General features: G+C 68.6%; 17 protein-coding genes. 12 read left to right on the top strand and 5 right to left on the bottom strand.

Translation table 11 applies throughout. The annotated features are described in order from the left end of the window. Nucleotides 1-52: 52 nt before the first annotated feature. The 4 genes from meaB (at nt 53) to KME78_RS38345 (ending at nt 5234) form a co-directional block, all read left to right on the top strand. Nucleotides 53-1012: a methylmalonyl Co-A mutase-associated GTPase MeaB gene (gene meaB / locus KME78_RS38360; RefSeq protein WP_219534369.1), complete on the top strand. Its 960-nt coding sequence runs from the start codon at nt 53-55 to the stop codon at nt 1010-1012. Between the two features lie 144 nt (nt 1013-1156). Then, entirely contained in the window at nt 1157-3307 is a 2151-nt protein-coding gene (locus tag KME78_RS38355; protein ID WP_219534368.1) for a CehA/McbA family metallohydrolase, read from the top strand. 216 nt (nt 3308-3523) lie between these two features. Further along, nucleotides 3524-4162, top strand: a complete 639-nt coding sequence (locus KME78_RS38350; RefSeq protein WP_219534367.1) for a TetR/AcrR family transcriptional regulator — start codon at nt 3524-3526, stop codon at nt 4160-4162. After that, the gene (locus tag KME78_RS38345) at nt 4140-5234 is read left to right on the top strand and encodes an acyltransferase family protein (protein WP_219534366.1); all 1095 of its coding nucleotides are present in this window, start codon (nt 4140-4142) and stop codon (nt 5232-5234) included. Before KME78_RS38350 ends, KME78_RS38345 begins: the two co-directional genes overlap by 23 nt. A gap of 8 nt (nt 5235-5242) precedes the next feature. On the opposite strand, the gene KME78_RS38340 is transcribed toward KME78_RS38345, so the two are convergent. Continuing rightward, a complete protein-coding gene (locus KME78_RS38340) occupies nt 5243-7012 on the bottom strand; it encodes an AMP-dependent synthetase/ligase (protein ID WP_219534365.1) in 1770 nt (589 codons plus the stop codon). Nucleotides 7013-7079: 67 nt separating this feature from the next. Then, on the bottom strand, nt 7080-7247 hold the full coding sequence (locus KME78_RS38335; protein WP_219534364.1) for a hypothetical protein: 168 nt from the start codon (nt 7245-7247) through the stop codon (nt 7080-7082). Between the two features lie 25 nt (nt 7248-7272). Here KME78_RS38335 and KME78_RS38330 point away from each other — a divergent pair, with 25 nt between their 5' ends. The 3 genes from KME78_RS38330 (at nt 7273) to KME78_RS38320 (ending at nt 10575) form a co-directional block, all read left to right on the top strand. Next, nucleotides 7273-7794 (top strand): CGNR zinc finger domain-containing protein, encoded by a 522-nt coding sequence (locus KME78_RS38330; RefSeq protein WP_219534363.1) that lies wholly within the window; start codon nt 7273-7275, stop codon nt 7792-7794. A gap of 179 nt (nt 7795-7973) precedes the next feature. Further along, entirely contained in the window at nt 7974-9554 is a 1581-nt protein-coding gene (locus KME78_RS38325) for an ABC-F family ATP-binding cassette domain-containing protein (protein WP_219534362.1), read from the top strand. Nucleotides 9555-9591: 37 nt separating this feature from the next. Beyond that, nucleotides 9592-10575, top strand: coding sequence for a hypothetical protein (locus KME78_RS38320; protein ID WP_219534361.1), 984 nt, complete (start codon nt 9592-9594; stop codon nt 10573-10575). A 56-nt stretch (nt 10576-10631) separates the two neighbouring features. Here the strand turns inward: KME78_RS38320 and KME78_RS38315 are convergent, their stop codons facing one another. Beyond that, nucleotides 10632-10892 carry a TFIIB-type zinc ribbon-containing protein gene (locus tag KME78_RS38315; RefSeq protein ID WP_214641807.1) on the bottom strand — a complete coding sequence of 87 codons (261 nt, stop codon included), beginning with the start codon at nt 10890-10892 and terminating at the stop codon, nt 10632-10634. Between the two features lie 55 nt (nt 10893-10947). Then, complete coding sequence (locus KME78_RS38310; RefSeq protein WP_219534360.1) at nt 10948-11802, bottom strand: phosphotransferase; 855 nt, start codon at nt 11800-11802, stop codon at nt 10948-10950. 18 nt (nt 11803-11820) lie between these two features. Here KME78_RS38310 and KME78_RS38305 point away from each other — a divergent pair, with 18 nt between their 5' ends. From KME78_RS38305 to KME78_RS38285, 5 genes are all read left to right on the top strand, one after another. Continuing rightward, the gene (locus KME78_RS38305; protein WP_219534359.1) at nt 11821-12720 is read left to right on the top strand and encodes a TIGR03619 family F420-dependent LLM class oxidoreductase; all 900 of its coding nucleotides are present in this window, start codon (nt 11821-11823) and stop codon (nt 12718-12720) included. A 458-nt stretch (nt 12721-13178) separates the two neighbouring features. Further along, the gene (locus tag KME78_RS38300) at nt 13179-13643 is read left to right on the top strand and encodes a zinc metalloprotease (protein WP_219534358.1); all 465 of its coding nucleotides are present in this window, start codon (nt 13179-13181) and stop codon (nt 13641-13643) included. Nucleotides 13644-13656: 13 nt separating this feature from the next. Continuing rightward, the gene (locus KME78_RS38295; RefSeq protein ID WP_219534357.1) at nt 13657-14241 is read left to right on the top strand and encodes a hypothetical protein; all 585 of its coding nucleotides are present in this window, start codon (nt 13657-13659) and stop codon (nt 14239-14241) included. A gap of 107 nt (nt 14242-14348) precedes the next feature. Continuing rightward, a complete protein-coding gene (locus KME78_RS38290) occupies nt 14349-14849 on the top strand; it encodes a DUF397 domain-containing protein (RefSeq protein WP_372455026.1) in 501 nt (166 codons plus the stop codon). 367 nt (nt 14850-15216) lie between these two features. Further along, nucleotides 15217-18075, top strand: coding sequence for a tetratricopeptide repeat protein (locus KME78_RS38285; RefSeq protein WP_219534353.1), 2859 nt, complete (start codon nt 15217-15219; stop codon nt 18073-18075). Nucleotides 18076-18264: 189 nt separating this feature from the next. Here the strand turns inward: KME78_RS38285 and folP are convergent, their stop codons facing one another. Beyond that, entirely contained in the window at nt 18265-19134 is an 870-nt protein-coding gene (folP, locus tag KME78_RS38280; protein WP_219534351.1) for a dihydropteroate synthase, read from the bottom strand. Nucleotides 19135-19269 lie beyond the last annotated feature (135 nt).

Here is a 19269-nt window from a genome sequence, read left to right as displayed (position 1 = left end):
AAGTCAGGATTTGTGGAAGTTAGGCTTACCGAGCGTAGAAAAGGAGGGGCGAGTGCGTTCGCTGGAGGACTATGCCCGCGGCGTGCGAGAAGGGTCGCGTACGTGGATCGCCCGCGCGATCACGCTCGTGGAGTCGACCAGGGCGGACCACATCGCGCTCGCCCAGCGGTTGCTGGTCGAGCTCACCCCGCTGTCCGGCGGGGCCACGCGGGTCGGCGTGTCCGGGGTGCCGGGTGTCGGCAAGTCCACCTTCATCGACGCCCTCGGCACCATGCTGACCGGCCAGGGCCACAAGGTCGCCGTACTGGCCGTGGACCCCTCCTCCACCCGGACCGGCGGGAGCATCCTGGGCGACAAGACGCGCATGGCCCGCCTCGCGGTGGACCCCGGCGCGTTCATCCGGCCCTCGCCCACGTCGGGCACCCTGGGCGGTGTCGCCAAGGCGACCAGGGAGGCCATGGTCGTGGTGGAGGCGGGCGGGTTCGACGTCGTGCTCGTCGAGACCGTGGGCGTCGGCCAGTCGGAGACGGCGGTGGCCGACATGGTCGACACGTTCCTGCTGCTCAGCCTGGCGCGTACCGGGGACCAGCTGCAGGGCATCAAGAAGGGCGTGCTGGAGCTGGCCGACGTCATCGCGGTCAACAAGGCGGACGGCGAGTACGAACTCGCGGCGCGCAAGGCGGCGCGGGAGCTCGCGGGGGCGCTGCGCATGCTGCGTTCCGACTCCGCGCCGCCGCCGGTCCTCACGTGCAGCGGTCTCACGGGCGCGGGACTCGACGAGCTGTGGCGTAAGGTGCTCGCCCACCAGAAGTCACTGGATCTGGCCGCCAAGCGCCGCGGCCAGCAGGTGCAGTGGACGTGGACGCTGGTCCGCGACCGGTTGCTCGCCGAGCTCCGGGACGCGCCGGAGGTGGCGGCCATCGCGGACGAGGTCGAACGGGACGTCCTCGCCGGCACCCTCACCCCCGCGCTCGCCGCCGACCGCCTGCTGAACGCTTTCAAGCGCCCCTGACCGACGACCCGGCTTAGGTGAGTGATCCTCGGGTTGAGATTCCTCCTCCGCTGAGTGGAATATCCCATCCGCTCCTACGCGCCGTAACCGATCGGTGACGTGATCCATGCCACGATGGCGCACATCGAACGCGGGGAGGGGCCCATGGGTAGGAAGTCGGAGCTGCCGGAGACGGTCACGGGGGCACTGGAGGAGTACGAGCGGCTGCTCGGCGAGCACGGCATCACGTGGGGCGAGCCGGAGATCCCCTACGTCAAGCTCTTCGCCAGACGCAGGATCCTGGCTCCCGGCCAGATGGACCTGTTCTGGCGGCTGGCCTTCCGCCGCCTCGCCGAGCGCCACCCGGGCGAGGCCCTGGACCAGCTCGCCACCCGCCTGGCGGAGCCGGACTTCGACGAACTCCTGCGCGACACGCTCGACGGCGAACTGCCCGCCCACCTGGCCGCCCTGCGCCTGACGGCCATGGGCGCCGTCCTGGACTGCGAGCCGAGGACCGTGGTGGACCGCGCCAGGACGCGGATGGCGCTGCTGGTCGACTCGCGGCGCGACGACGCCGGCACCGTCGTCGTGGACGGCGCCGAACGGGTCGTCGCGCCGGGAGGCGCCTGGCTGGTCGAGATCGACGGCGACAGCACCGTGACCGTCGACGGAGCGCCCGTGCCGATCGAGGGGCTGGTCAGGGCCGCCCCGGCCGCCACCGTACGGCTGAGCGCCGGGTTCCCCTGCCGGTGGAGCGTCACCGGCGCCGACGGCCAGGGCTGGTTCCCCGAGGCGGCCCCGCACCGCCACGACTTCCACGGCCGCCCGTACTTCCACGGCGACGACCTCGTCCTGCGCGTCCCGGCCGAGCCGCTGACGATCACGGTGACCAGGGGCATGGAGTACGGCGAGGCCACTACGGAGATCACCCCGGAACCGGGCGAGGAGCACCTGGTACGGCTGGTCCCGCAACGGATCTACGACGCCGCGGCCCTCGGCTGGTACGGCGGCGACCTGCACGTACACCTCAACTGGGCCGGCGACGTGGTCGGCGGCCCGTCCGACGCGGCGGCGGCCCAGCACGGCGAGGACCTGCACGTGCTCAACCTGCTGGCCGGCAACGTGTCGGGCGCCCGCGTCTACGACCGGGCGGCGCTCGACCACTGGCGCGGTGAGGATCTGCCCTGGTCCGACGCGACCCACGTGGCCAGGATGGGCGCCGAATACCGCAACGATCTGCTCGGCCACGTCTACGCCTTCGCGCCGCGGGCGGCGCCGGAGCGGTTCCACACCGGGTTCGACGGCGACGCCGACTGGCCGCCCAACGCCGAGGGGCTGCGCGAGCTGCGTGGCCTGGGGGCGCTGGTCGGCTACAGCCACCCGTTCCACCAGCCGATCGGCGACAGCGACTCGCCCAAGTCCATCGTCTGGCCCGCGCCCCGCAACTGCGCGGCCAGGGAGCTGGTCGCCGACGCCGCGCTCGGGCTCGTCGACAGCCTCGACGTGCTGACCCACTCCTCGATCACGGGCACCGCGGCGGTGTACCGGCGGCTGATCGGGGCGGGCAACCGGCTGGCCGTCACCGCGGGCACCGACTCGATGATCTCGTTCACCCGGGCCGGCAACCAGTCGAACCCGCCGGGCTGGGCCCGCGTCTACGCGCAGGTGGAGGGCGCGCTGACCGCCGCGTCGTTCGCCGACGCGGTGCGGGCCGGCCGTACGTTCGCCACCACCGGACCCTGGCTGGAACTGTCGGTCGACGGGTACGGCCCGGGCGACACGATCGACGCCCGCCCCGGCGACCGGCTGACGGTCACCGCCACCGCCATCGGCCCGGAGGTCACGGCGGTCCGCGTGCGCACGGCCGAAGGCGTCACCGCCGGAGCCGAGCGCCTGCCGTCGGGCGAGCGATGGGGCGGCGAGGTACGCGGCCTGGAGCCCGCGACCAGCCCCGGCGACTGGGCCGAGGCCGGCGGCCGCCCGCCGACATCCCACCAGCGCGGTGCGGAGGAGGTGCTGAGCGTGACGGTCGAGCTGGAGGCCGGCCAGCCCACGTACGTGATCGCCGAGGCCCTGTGCGACCCGCACCCGCGCACGCTCAACCACACCGGCTACGCCCTGACCAGCCCTGTGCACGTGGACGTGGACGGCGAGCGGGTCGCCAGGCCGGCCGACGTCCGGTGGTGCCTCGACTGGCTCGACCTGCTCGAAGGGCTCATCAAGCAGCACGCCAGGCTGGCCGGCCGCGACCAGCTCGCCGACCACCTGGCCGTGCTGCGACAGGCCAGGGCGGTCTATCGGTCGCGCCTACGCTGAGGCCGATGGACATCGAGACCCTGCTGCACCGCACTGACTCCAGTGACGTGCTCGAGTTCGTCTTCGGGTCCGAGGCCGCCGCCACCGAACTGCCCCGCCGCAGCGGCCATCGCTGACCACCTAGCCATGGGCGGCAACTGGTACGTCCGGGCGGGCTGGCTCCCCCTCTGACCAGCGCGATGCGCGCATTCTGGCCGCATGTGTTAAATTTTGGCCATGCGGTCAGAAATTGAGTCGAGCGGCCAGAAAGCCCGCTCGTTCATCGAGGAGGCGCGACGGGCCCAGATCGTCGCGTCCGCGATCGAGGTGATCGCCGAGTCGGGGTTCGCCGCGGCGTCGCTGGCCCAGATCGCCAAGCACGCCGGCATCAGTAAGGGCGTCATCTCCTATCACTTCGCCGGCAAGGACGAGCTGATGGAGGAGGTGGTCAACCAGGTCTACACCGCGATCGGCGAGCACGTGCTGGCCGAGATGGAGGGTGCGGAATCGGCCACGGACCTGCTCAGGACGTACATCCTGTCGGTCACGGCGCACATGAGGGCGCATCGCACGCAGCTCCGGGCGCTCGGCGAGATCTTCTACAACCTGCGCACCGCCGACGGCCAGCCGCATTACGGCATCAAGGCCAACGAGGAGACCTACGCGGCGCTGGAGCGGATCTATCTCGCCGGGCAGGCCAGCGGGGAGTTCCGGCAGTTCGACGTGCGGGTGATGGCCGTCACGATGTCGTCGGCCGTCGACAACATGTTCGGCTACTGGGTGACCTACCCCGACCACGACCTCGACGCGCATGCCAGAGAGCTGGCCGACCTATTCGAAAGGGCCGTCAAAAATGAAGACCGAGCCGAAGACTGAGCTGAGGACGACCACCCGGCTCGTCGCCATCGACAACCTGCGCATCGTGCTGACCGCGCTGGTGGTCATCCACCATGTCGCGGTCACATACGGAAATATCCCGCTCTGGTACTACACCGAGCCCGCCAAGGACCCGTCGGGGGTTCTGCTGGACATCCTCGTGGTGTTCAACCAGGCGTTCTTCATGGGCTTCTTCTTCCTGATCTCCGGCTTCTTCACGCCCGGCTCCTACGACCGCAAGGGCGGGCGGGCGTTCCTGCGGGACCGGCTGATCCGGCTGGGCATCCCACTGCTGGTCTTCCTGCTGGTGCTGCGGCCGTTGGTGACGTTCGGCTCCTACGGGTCCCAGGAGGTGTCGTACTGGGAGTACTACCTCAGGTCGTGGGACCCGGGACCGATGTGGTTCGTCGAGGTGCTGATCGTGTTCGCCGCGCTCTACGCGCTGTGGCGGCGCTTCCGCGCACCGGCGGAGGCTGAGGCGCGGCACTCGGCGCCGCGGTTGCGCTGGATCGTGCTGTTCACCGTCGGCCTGGCGGTGGCGACCACCCTGTGGCGGATCCCGGTGCCCGTCGGCTCCTACGTGCCGGTGCTCGGGCTGCCCACGCCGTACTATCTGCCGCAGTACGCGGCCATGTTCGTGGTCGGCCTCATCGCCTTCAGGCGCGGCTGGTTCCTGACCCTGCCCGCCAAGGCCGGGGTGCTCGGGCTGGCCAGCGCGGGCCTGGTGACCGTCATCCTGCTGCCGCTCGGGCAGCTCACCACTGGCCTGCTGTCGACCGCCGTGACCGCCACCTGGGAGTCGGCCTTCGCCGTCAGCCTGATCATCGGGCTCACCGTGATCTTCAGGGAGCGGTTCAACCACCAGGGGCCGCGCGGCAAGTGGCTGTCCGCCCAGGCGTTCACCGTGTACATCATCCACCCGCTGGTCCTGGTGCCGATCGGCTACGCGCTGGCCGGGCTGCAGGCGATCGCGGTCGTCAAGTTCGCCGTGGCGGCGGTCATCGCGCTACCGGTCTGCTGGGGGCTGGCCTACCTGGTGCGGTCGCTGCCGGGCGCCAAACGGGTGCTCTGACGGGTCTACTACGCAGGGCCGTCGTAGAACGCGTCGAGGGTGTCGCCGTGGCGTTCCTCGACGGCCTTGCGCTTGACCTTCAGGCTCGGGGTGAGCTCGCCCGTCTCCACCGTGAAGTCCACCGCCAGGATGGCGAACTTCTTGACCGTCGCGTAGCTGGCCTGGTCGGCGTTGACCTGCTTGACCGCCTTCTCGACCTCCTCGCGCATGCGCGGATGCTCGCGCAGCTGCTCCGGGTCGGCGGGCAGCCTCTCGGCCTGGGCCCACGGCCTGACGACCTCCATGTCGAGCGTCACCAGCGCCGTGACATAGTTGCGCCGGTCGCCGTGGATGAAGACGTGCGACAGGTACGGGCAGGCGGCCTTGATGCGGCCCTCCAGGTAGGTGGGGGCCACGTACTTGCCGCCAGAGGTCTTGATCAGCTCCTTCTTGCGGTCGGTGATGATCAGCCGCCCGGCCTCGTCGAGCTCGCCGATGTCGCCGGTGTGCAGCCAGCCGTCGGACAGCGTCTCGGCCGTCTCGTCCGGCAGGCCGTGGTAGCCGCGCATGACGCCGCGCCCGCCGATCAGGATCTCGCCGTCGTCGGCGATCCGCACCGTGGTGCCGGGCAGCGGCGGTCCGACCGTGCCGAACCGCACCGAGTCCGGCCGGTTCAGGAAGCTGCCCGCCGACGACTCGGTCAGCCCGTAGCCTTCGAGGATCGTCAGGCCCGCCGCGTCGAAGAACTCGCCGATGTCCTGGTTGAGCGGCGCCGAGCCGGAGATGAAGTAGCGGATCCGGCCGCCGAACCTCGCCCGCAGCTTGGCGAACACCAGCCGGTCCGCCAGCCCGTACTCCAGCCGGGTGGTGAGCGGGATCGCCACCCCGCGCTGGCGGGCCTTGCTGACCCGGATGCCCGTCTCCCGGGCCCAGGCGAAGATGCGCGCCTTGACGCCGCCCTCCCGCTGCACCGTGGCCACCACGGTGTTGTGGATCTTCTCGAAGATGCGCGGCGCGGCGGCCATGATGGTCGGCCTGAGCGTGCCGAGGTTCTCGGCGATGCGGTCGAGCCGGCCGTCGATCGCGGTGGCCACGCCGATGTCGATCATCACGACCTGCAGCAGCTTGCCGAACGAGTGGGACAGCGGCAGCCAGAGGAAGTGCAGGTCGGCTTCGGAGATCAGCTCGATCTTGCGGACCGCGTCGGCGGCGTACAGCCAGTTGTCATGGGTCAGCTCCACGCCCTTGGGGCGGCCGGTCGTACCGGAGGTGTAGATGAGCGTCGCCAGATCGTGCTCGCCGATGGCGTCGACCATCGCGTCATAGTCGCTCGCTGTGTCCTGGGTGGTCAGTGAGTCCAGCGTGAGCACCCAGCCGTCGTCGGCGGGCTCGCCGTCGATGACGACCACGTGGGTGATGTCGGGCAGCTCCTTCTGTACGGACCTGAGCTTGGCCACCTGGTCGTCGTTCTCGGCGACGACGATCGTGCTGCCGGAGTCGGTGATGACGAAGGCCGACTCGGCGGCGGTGTTGGACGGGTAGATCGTGGTGGTCGCGGCCCCCGTGGACAGCACCGCGAGGTCGGTGAGCACCCATTCGAGCCGGGTGGAGCAGAGGATCGACACGCGGGTGCCCGGACCGGCGCCCAGGGCGGCCAGGCCGAGCGCGAGCCCGCGCACGCGTTCGCCGACGTCCCGCCAGGTCAGCGAGGTCCAGCCGGCCTCCGACGGCACCCGATAGGCCTCCGCGTCGGGGGTGGCCGCGATCCGGTCGCGGAGCAGGGCGGGGATGCTGGACATGCCTGACCTCCTGGTGGGGGTGATGGTGCCGACTCTAGATCCCTGCCCCCACACCAGTCGATGCCCTTCAGCCCCGCCGTACGTCCCCGCGCGGCCGGGTGACGGCCACCATGTGCGCGGTCCGCACCTCCCACGCTCCGCAGTCGCAGCGCAGGTAGGACACGACGCCCTCGGAGGTGGAGTGGGAGGAGACGACGGCGAGAGCCAGCGGATCGTGAACATGGCTGGAAGGCATGACTCCAGCCTGATGTAATGGTCTTATGCATTTCAACGCTTACGGAGGCAACGGCGCCGCCCTGGCGGCCGCCCTGGTCAACGGCACCGACTTCCGGCCGGAGGCGCTCGAGCCGATGCTGACGGAGCACGGCATGCTCCGCGCTCAGCTCACGACCGGGCAGGCGCGCGAGCTGGCGGAGTGGCGGCACCGGCTGGCCCCCCTCTTCGGCGAGCGGGACCAGGACACCCAGATCAAGCTGATCAACGACCTGCTCGACATCACCGCCTCCAAGCCGTACGTGAGCGCGCACGACGGCCGCGAGCCGCACCTGCACTTCTTCTCCGTCGACGCCGACATCGTCAGCAGGGCGAAGGACACCACCGCGGGCGGGCTGGCCATGGCCATCTCGTTCTCCGACGGGCGCCGGCTCGGCCGGTGCGACAGAGCGGGGTGCGACACGGTCTACGTCGACACCTCGCGCAACGGGCGCCGCCGGTTCTGCTCGCTGGCCTGCGCCAACAGGGTGAACGTGGCGGCCCATCGGGCCAGGGGGCTTGCCGGGTAGGTTTTGGGCGGCTACTCTCCTTTGCGACGTATCGCCGAGCCCTGGGGGCAGTTGACGTGAGGATCTGAGGTCGCGGGCACCGCACCTGGCCGATTCCTTCGGCGTACGATCCTTTGGCGTATTCAGCGGTGTTTCCCGCCAAGTCACGAAATTTCGATCTTTGTGACGGGAGCCACCTCATGTCTTTTTCCATTGTCGTTGACGGCGTGTCCTTCGCCTGGTCCGACGGCACCCCTGTGCTCGACGGCCTCGACGCCGCCTTCCCGGCCGGGCGTACCGGCCTGATCGGGGCCAACGGCTCCGGCAAGTCCACCCTGCTCAGGATCATCGCCGGCGAGCTGCTGCCGCGTACCGGATCGGTCTCCGTCGTGGGGGAGGTGGGCTACCTGCCGCAGAACCTCTCCCTGAAGGCCACCCGTATCGTGTCCGACCTGCTCGGCATCAGCGCGGCCCGGTCGGCGCTGCACGCCATCGAGGCCGGTGACGTCGCCGAGGAGCACTTCGCGGCCGTCGGTGACGACTGGGACGTGGAGGAACGCGCCCGGGTCGAACTCGACCGGCTCGGCCTCGACCACGTCGGGCTCGACCGTACCGTCGCCACGCTGTCGGGCGGCGAGACCGTCATGGTCGCGCTGGCCGCCCAGTTCCTCAAGCGGCCCGACGTCCTGCTGCTCGACGAGCCCACCAACAACCTCGACCTCGACGCGCGGCGGCGGCTCTACGCCGCGGTCGCCGCCTGGCCCGGCGTGATGCTGCTCGTCAGCCACGACAGGGCGCTGCTCGAACTCGTCGACCAGATCGCCGACCTGCGCGAGGGCGCGGTCCGCCGCTACGGCGGCACCCTGAGCGGCTACGAGGAGATGCTCGCCGCCGAGCAGGAGGCCGCCGAACGCGACGTCCGGGTCGCCGAGGCCGATGTCAAGCGGCAGCACCGCGAGCTCATCGAGGCCCGCACCAAGCTGGACCGCCGCCAGCGGTACGGCAAGAAGATGTACGAGAACAAGCGCGAACCGAAGATCATCATGCAGGCGCGCAAGCGCCAGGCCCAGGTGTCGGCGGGCAAGCACCGCAACATGCACACCGAGAAACTGAAGGAGGCCCGTGACCGGCTGACCGAGGCCGAGCAGGCCGTCCGCGACGACGCGGAGATCCGCATCGAACTGCCCGGCACCGCGGTGCCCGCCGGGCGCGTGGTCCTGGAACTCCCCCTGCCTCGTACGACGGGAAGGGACAGCCGAGTGCTGGCGGAACTGGTCGTGCGCGGCCCCGAGCGGATCGCGTTGCTCGGCCCGAACGGGTCCGGCAAGACCACCCTGCTGCGCCGGATCGCCGAGCACGGCGCGAACGTCCCGGTCCGCTACCTGGCACAGCGGCTCGACCTGCTCGACGACTCACTCAGCGTGCTCGACAACGTCCGCGCGCTGGCGCCGTCCGCCCAGGTGCACGAGGTGCGCGGCCGTCTGGCTCGGTTCCTGTTCAGGGGCGACCGGGTGGCGCGGCCGGTGGGCACGCTGTCGGGCGGCGAGCGGTTCCGCGCGACGCTGGCGGCGCTGCTGTCGGCGGAGCCCCCGCCGCAGTTGCTCCTGCTCGACGAGCCGACCAACAACCTCGACCTGCCCAGCGTCCGTCAGCTCGCCCAGGCGCTCGCCGCCTACCGGGGCGCGCTGATCGTGGCCAGCCATGATCTGCCATTCCTGGAAATGCTTGGTTTGACCAGGTGGCTGCGCCAGGACCGCGACGAGGGACTGGCCGAATCGTGATTGACGGGCGGGGATCAATCCGGCGATAGTGTGGCAGGTGGCTGCCCCTCGCTTGATCTCCTCCGCGCTCGCGCTCGCGACCCTCACGCTGGCCGCGTGTTCCGCCGTGCCGCAGCGGCCGAGCGGCGGCGAGGCCAGCGTGAGCGGGGTCGGCGGTGGCACCGGCTCGATCACCGCCAACTCCGGCCCCGCCACCCCCCAGAGCACCGGCCCCACCGCGCTGACCGCCGAGGCGTACAAGAGCGAGCTGGGCACCAAGCACAAGGCCATGCTCGACGCGATCAACGCCATGGCCGGCGCACGCACCTTCAAGACGCTCGACCAGCGCGTGCAGCGCGCCCAGGAGCAACTGCTGGGCGCCGCCAACGAGCTGGCCGCCATGACGCCGCCCCAGGAGATACAAGCCCAGCACGACGCGTACGTGAGCAGCCTGCGCGAGTTCGCCACCCAGCTCGGCACTACGGCGGGCAAGGTCGGCACCCGCAACCTGTGCACCTCGTCGGCCGTGCTGACCGACCTGGGCAGCCGGCTCAACGCCCTCGACAAGGCGGGCGAGGCGCTGCAGGGGGCAGGTGGCTACCCGGCCGACGTCGTCACCGTCAAGGCCAAGGGCAAGCAGACGAGGCGGCTCGGCAACGGCCACTATCTGCGCAAGGGGAGCATGACGGGCCGCAGTTCGCTGCAGATCGACAACGGCGGCACCCGCGACGCCGTCGTCACCGTCATGAAGGGCAAGTCAAGGGCGTTCAGCGTGTACGTGCGCAAGAAGGCGAAGTTCAAGGTCAGGGGCGTGCGCGACGGCACGTACAAGATCTACTTCACGCACGGCGTGGACTGGGACGGCAAGAGCAAGTCGTTCACCCGTGAGTGCAGTTTCGAGCGGTTCCAGAAGTCGGTGAAGTTCAAGACCACGTTCACCTCGACGCAGATCCTCTGGCACGACTGGCGGGTCACGCTGCACGCCATCTCCGGCGGCAACGCCCGCACCTCCGACGTGAATCCGGAGCAGTTCCCCAGCTGAACAGGCCAGGGCCGCGCACCCGGAGTGCGCGGCCCTGTTTTGGCGCTCTGACCCGGTCAGGTCGAGAACAGCATGCCCACCCAGCTGCGCTGACCGCGGTGGTGGCCGTAGTGGCCCCCATGGGGAGCGCCGTGCGGAGCGCCCCACGCCGGGCCGGGCGCGGGCGGGGGAGCGGCGTGGTACTGCGACTCCATCCGGGTCAGCGTCTCGAGCTCGCCGTAGTCGAGGAAGATCCCACGGCAGTTGTCGCACTGCTCGATGTGGACGCCATTACGCTCATATGTCCGCATATTGCCGCGGCACTTCGGGCACTGCATGTCGCGCTCTCCTCGGCTTTGGAGTTTAGGGAAGAACCTACCGCGCGTGACCCCGTCACGCTCGGACGATTCTGTTGCACGCCTCGACCAACGAATGCTCTACCTCGTCCAGTTCCCGACGCTCCCGCTCGGCGTTGAGCACCGCCACGGCGGCCAGTTGGATGGTCAGCGCCCGCGCCGGAAGGTCCAGCCACTGCCACGGGTCGTCGCCCCGGCCGAGCGCGGGCCCGCCGGAGGCGAGATAGGCGCCGAGGAACCGATCCCAGATGACCGGGTCGAGCAGCCCCGCGGCGTACCAGGCGGCCGGTCTGGCCAGGTCCCAGGCGGGATCGCCGATGCCGAGGTCATCCACGTCGATGAGCAACCAGCGGTCGCGGCAGACGAGTTGCCCCAGGTGCCAGTCGCCGTGGGTGAGCAGCCCCGGCCCCGGTTCGGGCTCGGGGAGCTCGCTGAACGCCCGCCGTACGAGCTGCTCGACGGGACCGTCGCCGGGCATCCGCCGCACCGCCCGGGCGGCCCGCGCCGGCCCTCCGGCCGCGGGCAGCGCCGGTAACAGCGTCAGGGGTACGGCGTGCAGCCGGGCGAGCAGCCTGGCCCCCTCCTCCCAGGGCGCAGCGTCGGGGTCGTCCTGGGATACCGGACGGCCCGCGGGCCACACCGTGACGGCGCGGCCCGCCACCGTCAGCACCTCGGGGTCCAGCGGCGCCAGCATCAGTCCGCTCAGCGCCGCCGACGCGGCCGCGCGCAGCCTCGGCCGCAGCGACTCCACCTCGTCGCGCACCGAGTGCGCCTTCACCACCACCTCGCCCCGGCGCAGGACCACCACGTCCGTACGCGTCGGGTGACGCACGAGGTCGCCCCTGCCGCCATAAGCGCCGGCGATCCCCGCCAGCTCCTCCTCCAGAGCCACTGGTACAGACTAGATGGCATGAGGATAGGTTTCGCCGTGCCCCAGTCAGGGCCGTGGGCCACGCCAGGCAACATGCGCCGCGTCGCCGCCCGCGCAGAGGAGCTGGGATACCACGAGCTCTGGACCTTCCAGCGGGTGCTCTATCCGGTAGGCCACCCGATGGGCCCGACATATCGCAGCGTGCACGACCCGCTCGTCACGCTCGCCTACCTGGCCGGGGCGACGAACACGATCAGGCTGGGCGTGGCGATCATCAACGCCTTCGTCCAGCCGGTGCTGCTGGCCAAGCAGCTCGCGACCCTTCAGAACGTCTCCATGGGCAGGCTGACGGCCGGGCTCGGGCTGGGGTGGCTGCCGGAGGAGTTCGAGGCGGCGGGAGTCGGCTTCGAGCACCGGGGGCGCAGGGGCGAGGAGTTCGTCCAGGTCCTGCGCAAGGCGTGGCAGGACGGGGTGGTCGAGCACCACGGGGAGTTCTATGAGGTGCCGCGCTCCCACATCGACCCCAAGCCCTCGCCGGTGCCGCCCATCCTGCTCGGCGGCACGGCCGACGTGGCACTGCGCCGGGCCGGGCGGCTCGCGGACGGCTGGATCAGCTCAAGCCGGGAGGACCTTTCGGCGGTCGCCGGACGGATCGAGTTGATCAAGTCGGCGGCCGTGGAGGCGGGCCGCCGCGACACCGACGGGTTCCGCTTCGTCTGCCGGGGCGTGACCCGCGTGCGTCCTGGTGGAGCTGAGCAGCGGCAGCCGCTGACGGGTACGTTCGAGCAGATCAGGGCGGATGTGGGGGAGTTGGCGGGGAAGGGCGTGACGGAGGTCTTCCACGACCTCAACTTCGACCCGGAGATCGTCACATCCGATGCCAAGGAGGCGATGCGCCGCGCGGAGGAGGCTCTGGAGGCATTGGCCCCCTCCGCCTAGGAACCGCCACCGCCTGCCCGGCATGCCATCGGTTGCTTCAGCCGACGATTCGCGCGTTCGGGCCGTTTCGGGTGCGCCGGATGAACCGCAGCCCTCCCGCCTGACGCAGTCCATAGAAGGGGCTGCCGCGCTTGCACGTCCGCGCGACGAGGCGGTTGCGGTTATGTGGCACGTTCCCAGGACGCTCATTTCACGCCCTTACCCCCATGCCTCTGAAATCCCGCTCAACCATCCTTGACACGTGATCATTCTGGCATCCATACTCCGTTCAAAGCGCTTCGATCAGCTTTCCGACGCCTCCCCTTCGATACCCGGGCCTTGATTTTTCAGCTCGGTTGTCAGCCCCCTTTTGTGTTCACGCACGGCACCTCCAGAACGCAAGGAGTGACGTCTAGAAAATGCATCCGGGAACGTTAGGACGTAACGCACGGCGAGGATTTTTCCTGGTCCTCGCCGTCATGCTGGTGGGGACGGTGGGCATCTCGCCGGCATTCGCCCACTGGAACGGCACCGGCCAGGACATCGCCAGTATTCACATCTACCCCTACAGCTATAATGGCACCTGGCAGACGCCGATGAACAAGGCACTGTCCAATTGGAACGCGACCTCGAGCCCGGCCAATTTCTACAAGAACTCGAATTCAGGCTCGACGATCACGGTGAAGTCCTACAGCAACACCTATTACGGGCACTATCAGAGGTGCGGCGGGATGTGCATGTACATCCGGCTGAACTCCCGGACGATCAACAGGGACGCGTCGAACTTCTCGAACTTCGTCACGAGCACGTTGGTTCACGAGCTCGGGCACGCGTTGAACCTCGCGCACAACTCGGGCACCTCGATCATGAATTCGAGCAGGAACCGCAACTCGATGACCAAGCCCCAGTCGCACGATGTCGCCGACGTCAACGCCTACTACTAAAGGAGGCCGGCCAGTGCTACGGCGTCTTGGCGCGCTTGTCTTCGCCGCGGTGTTCGTGACCGCATGCTCGGCGCATGAGGAACCCGTCCTCTATCGAGCCGACTATCCCCAGTACCAAAGCGCCGATGCGCTCTTCGACAAGGCAACCCTGGTCGTCGAAGCCCGCATCGTTGGAGAGCCGCGTTATCTCCAGGAACAGGCGGAAGCGCCCGATCCCGCAGAGACAGATCCGAACCTGAATCCCCATGCGGGAGCCCCCGCCGAAGTGGCCGCTGAGCCCGAGGCCCCACCTACGGTCATCACCGTCTACACCGCCCAGGTGACAAAGGTCTTCAAAGGTCAGGCTCAGGAGGGGCAGTCCATCGAGGTCAAAGAGCTCGGGGGAAACTTCGACGGCGTGACCTATGCGGAGGAACACACCACCGCGATGACCCAGGACAGCGGCTACGTCCTGTTCCTGGAAACCTACCCTGACTCGCCCGCCGCACTGCTCAACCCCGTCCAGGCGAAGTATCCGCTGGACAGCTCCAGCAACCCCGCGTCGCTGCCGGAGAACTCCCTCAAGCTGACGCGTGCCGAACTGGAGACGATGTCTTAATTCGGAAACAGCCAACCCCGAAGAGCCCGCCCTGCGCGGGCTTTTCGGCGCGTCGGGGATGGGCCGCAAGGCATGCCTGGAAATCATTAGTGTGTGGCCGGGCCACGATGAAGGCACCTACGAGCCAAGTCTTTGTCGGTCGAGGACGGCTTGGCGCTCATAGCCCAGGTGGGAAAGAAACTTCGATGAGTGGCGGCAGCGACGCGACTGGCGTCGACGTTGACCTGTCTCAGGTCGAGTGGTGCAAGTCGACATTCAGCAACAACGGTGGGGCCTGCGCCGAGTTCGGGAAAATCTTCGTGCCCGAGGAAGCCGGGCTGCACAAGCACGGCGATCTAGTGGTCGTGCGCGACTCAAAGGACGCTCGTTCTATGCCCTATGGCGCACGGACGACCGCGCGGACCTCTCCACCCTGCCCATCGTCGTATTCGGGGACGAGGGAGGAATCCACCTCACCGCACGCGAACTCCGAGATCTGCTCCGCCAACTCGCGAGCGATCGACCACTTGACGTGGACTGGGGCGGTGCCAGCTTCGGCGAGTACAGGGGATACCACCGTCAGAACGACGGCGGAGGCCAGGCTCACGAGACATATGTCGCATGGCTGAACCGGCACTTCGGCCTGGCCCCGCCGGACGACCCCAATGGCCTGATCGATGCGGCCGAGAACGAAGTTGGAGCTCAGTTCAGGACCTGGATCCGGGCATTCATCGAAGGAGCCTAGAAACCCCATCCGACCGGCGCATCAGATTCACAGAGGGACGGCAACAGATTTCCCTGCGCGAGCCACGTGACCAATCAGCCGCCGCGGCTGAGCGCGTCTCATGCCCATGACGATCTTCTGGCCAGGCTGCGGGCATCTTGGGAACTCCGTTGCCGTAGGTTTCCCGCTCCGCGAGGTCGAGTGTCGCAACGGTCACTCCCGGTGCACTATTAAGTCATTGCGGGACCCTGCGGCTCTGGAGAGGACCGGGCATGGCCCCTCAGCGCAGTGCCACGCGTCGCCGGCGCCCGGCCGCGAAAACGGCGCGCAGTGGGGCGTACGTCATCGCCGCCGCGGTGCTCACGATCAGCGTGGGAGTGGCGACCAACCAGATTCTCAACGGCGGCGATTTCCAGCCGCTGTGGTTGGTCCTGGGGCTGGTGCTGGCGGTGCTCACCATAGTGCTGCAGCGGTGGCTGGATCGGCGAGACGTCGCCGACGCCGAACTCCGGCCGGTCCTGTGGCCGGAGCTCACTGACGGCAGGGGTCGCCCGAAAGAGTTGAACGAGATCAGTCCGCGGGAGCTGGGAGTGCACGTCAACCGGTTCGCCGCCGACGGGGAGCAGCCCTACATTCCGCGTGCCGCCGACGATCTGCTGGCAGCGGCGTTCAGCGACGACGACGGCCCGCGTCTCGTGATCGTCCACGGGCCTCGGCTCGCGGGAGCCACCGCCACGCTCGCGCACGCGGTGCTCACTCATCTGCCCGGTCGCTGCCGGGTGGTGGCCTACCACGACGATCCCCGCCTGCCGGTCAGCGCGATGATCGAGCACGCGGCCCGTCATCGCGCCGATCGCGGCGGCAGTGTGGTGCTCTGGCTGGACGGCCTGGTGCCGCAGCGCCTAGGTGAGCTGGCGGCGATTCCGCTGGACCAGCTCACGCCGGGCTCGTGGGTGGCGGTCACCTTGGCCGACGGTGGGTCTCGGGACGAGCCGCTCTCCGGCCGAGTGGCCAGATTCCTCGACGAGAACGCGGTGCGGGCCGAACTGGGGACCGTCACGCCGCCCGAGCGTCGAGCCCTCGAGTCCTGTGACGTCTACGCCGCTCTGCGGCCGGTGCTGGCCGAAGGCCATGAGGTGCTGATGGGCCGCCTGATGGTGGCCTGGGAAGAGATCCGCCGTGCCCTGGCCGGTGACGGGGAACACTTCACCGACCGCATCGCGTTGCTGCACGCCGTCACCGATTGGTACCGGCTGCACCTGGACACCCGGCGCTTGCTCACCCGCGACATTCTTGACCATCTCGTCCAGACCTACTGGCGCGAGATCGCCGCCCTGCCGCCCGACGCTCCCGTACCCGTCACCGGTTACCGCTCGGCTTTGAAGTGGGCCATGACCGCCGGCAGCAGCCGGTCGCGGCTGATCGATCTCAAGGCTTCGGGGTCGGGCCGGTTCTATGCTCCGCACTCGCTGCTGACGGTGTTCGCCGAGGACGCGAGCGAACCGGCCTGCTGGCCCGTACACGACGCCTTATGGGCTTACGCCGACGAGTACTTCGATGGGGATCAGCGCCGGGACATCGGCTATGCCGCCCTGCAGCGGCAGGCGTACCCGGCGGCGTTCTCCCTGCTGGATCACCCCGACGCCGACATCGAGGCGGACGTGTGGTGGCGAACGGCCGGTCAGTTGCAGAATGCCGGAGAATTCGATGAGGCGCGCCGCTGGTGGCGGAAGGCGATCGCCCTTCGCCATCACGACCATTCGCCGTACGCGATGTACGAACTCGGCCTGATGGAAAAGCGCCAAGGCAATTTCGAGGAAGCCCGGCGCTGGTATGGCGAGGCGATCGCCAGTGGTCATCCCGAACACGCGTCCCGTGCCAAAGGCAGTCTGGGACTGCTGGAAAAGCAGCAGGGCAATCTGGACGAGGCCCGGCACTGGTTCGGTGCGGCGATCGCCACCGGTCACAGCGATTACGCGCCCTGGGCCATGGTCCATCTGGGCGCATTGCTGCACGAGAAGGATGAGATTGCTCCCGCCCGGCTCTGGTACGGGGAGACGATCGCCTCAGGCCATCCTGATCACGCGCCATACGCGATGAGCGACCTCGGGCTGCTGGAAAAGCAGCAGGGGCATGTGGAAGAGGCCCGGCGCTGGTATCGGGAGGCGATCGCCTCCGGTCACCCGGATGAGGCGCCCGGCGCGATGTACCGCCTGGCCGAACTGGAAATGGAGCAGGGCGACCTGGACGAGGCCCGGCGCCGCTACCGGGAGGTGGTCGCCTCCGGTCACTCGGAGGAGGCGCCCAAGGCGTTGCGCAGCCTCGCCTGGCTGGCAAGGGGCCGGAGCGATCTGGACGAGGCCCGGGACCTGTATCGGCAAGCGGTCGCCTCCGGTCATCCGAATGAGGCGCCTGCCGCGATGCGCAATCTCGGGTGGCTTGAGGAGCAGCAAGGGAAAATGGATGAGGCCAGGCGCTGGTATCGCCAGGCGATAGCCTCGGGCCACGCCGACCACGCGCCCGCCGCCAAACACAATCTCGGGTGGGTGGAAGAGCATCAGGGCAATGCGGAGGAGGCTCGGCGCTGGTATCGGGAGACCATCGCCTCCGGTCATCCGAACGAGGCGCCCGCCGCGATGCGCACCCTCGCATGGCTGGAAGACCACCAGTGGGGGAACACGGAGCGGGCGCGGCAGTGGTACCGCAAGGCGATCACGTCCGGTCACGAGAACCAGGCGCCTGCCGCGATGCGCAATCTTGGGGAGTTGGAGGTGCGGCAGGGGAATGCCGAGCAGGGCCGCCACTGGTATCGGGAGGCGATCGCCTCCGGTCACCCGGACGAGGCGCCCGGCGCGAAGCACAATCTCGGGTGGCTCGAGGAGCATCAGGGGAATGTGGAGGAGGCCCGCCGCTGGTACCGCGAGGCGATCGCCAGCGGACACGCGGAGACGGAGCCGCTCGCGCGCACGGCGCTGCGTGACCTCGAGAGGCGGGAAAAGGATCTACGGCGGGCCGAGCAGTACTCTCAATACGGCTATCTCGCCTACGCCGACCCGTCGATGATGCGGCCCCCGCACGCCCCGAAACCTGAGGAACCCCCGTCCCAGCAGGACCCTGCGCCGCCCCAATAACGCGACCAGTGATCGCTGAGCTGAGTGCCACGCGTTTCATCTCGTTTTTAAAAGCTCTTTTGGGAAACCCCCCGGGCCGGGCGCCGCCCTGCGTGCCGTTGGCCCGCTCGACTCGCCGAGCCCACGCATCGGTCGCGTATTTCAGAAAAATGTCCGTCAGGCTGCCGGCTTGGCTCCTGCCGCACAGAATTATCCCAAACCGAGCACTGATTCCGCTGCCCTCATAGCAGCGACGTTCCCCGCGACATCGTGGACTCGCACGACCCTCGCGCCCTGATAGACGCACGCCGTGTTCGCCGCAATCGTGCCGGCCTTCAGCGCTTCGCTGCCCGGTGCCACCCCGAGGCTTTCCCGGATGAAATGCTTGTTGCTGCATGCCACGAGCACCGGGTATCCCATTGCCGCGATCTCTCCCAAGCGGCGGGTTATCGTGTTCGAGTGCTCGGTGGTCTTGTTCAGGTCGTGACCCGGATCGATAAAAATCTTCTCCGGTCTGATGCCACAGCCGACCGCGGTGTCCGCCCGTTGCCGAAGGAAGTCCGCCACCTCGCTGACGACGTTCTCATAGTGGGGACGCGCTACCACTTCCCCCGGCCCGCCGATGCTGTGGGTGATGACGACGCTCATCCCTGTCTCGGCGATAAGGCTCGCCATCCCCGGCGCACGGAGCCCGTTCGTGTCATTGATCACGTCGGCACCCGCCTTGTAAGCCGCCTCCGCGACCTCCGGCAGGTGGGTGTCCACGCTGATCACGGCGTCACTCTTCTCCCGAATACCCTTGATCACGGGCGCCACTCGGTCTATTTCTTCCGCTCCCGACAACGGTGGCTGATCAGAGCGGAACGCCCGGCCCCCTACATCAAGCCATTCCGCGCCATCTCGTAGCGCCCGCTCCGCCGTCTTTATCGCCGCATCAGCCTCCATCGACCGATTCGGATCCAGGCCTGAGTTCGGCGTACGATTCACAATTCCCATCACGACTATGTGCCGGGACAGGTCGAATTCTCGCCTCCCCACTCGCCGTACCGGCGCAATAAGTTTTGGGTAGTACACTTGCATGACGTTCAGCTCCGTCCAAAATGAATGGTCCGCGCAAAGCCATGAAAAGGACCAGCATACGCCGCATCATGGGGGACGACCTAGCCGCCACCTCATTGGGGACCTGACCAGGGCCCTGGCGTAGTGGATATCTGT

Source organism: Nonomuraea guangzhouensis (assembly GCF_019396345.1).
Taxonomy (GTDB): domain Bacteria; phylum Actinomycetota; class Actinomycetes; order Streptosporangiales; family Streptosporangiaceae; genus Nonomuraea; species Nonomuraea guangzhouensis.
Note: the sequence above shows the minus strand (reverse complement) of the source record. Positions and strands in the feature narration are given on the sequence as shown.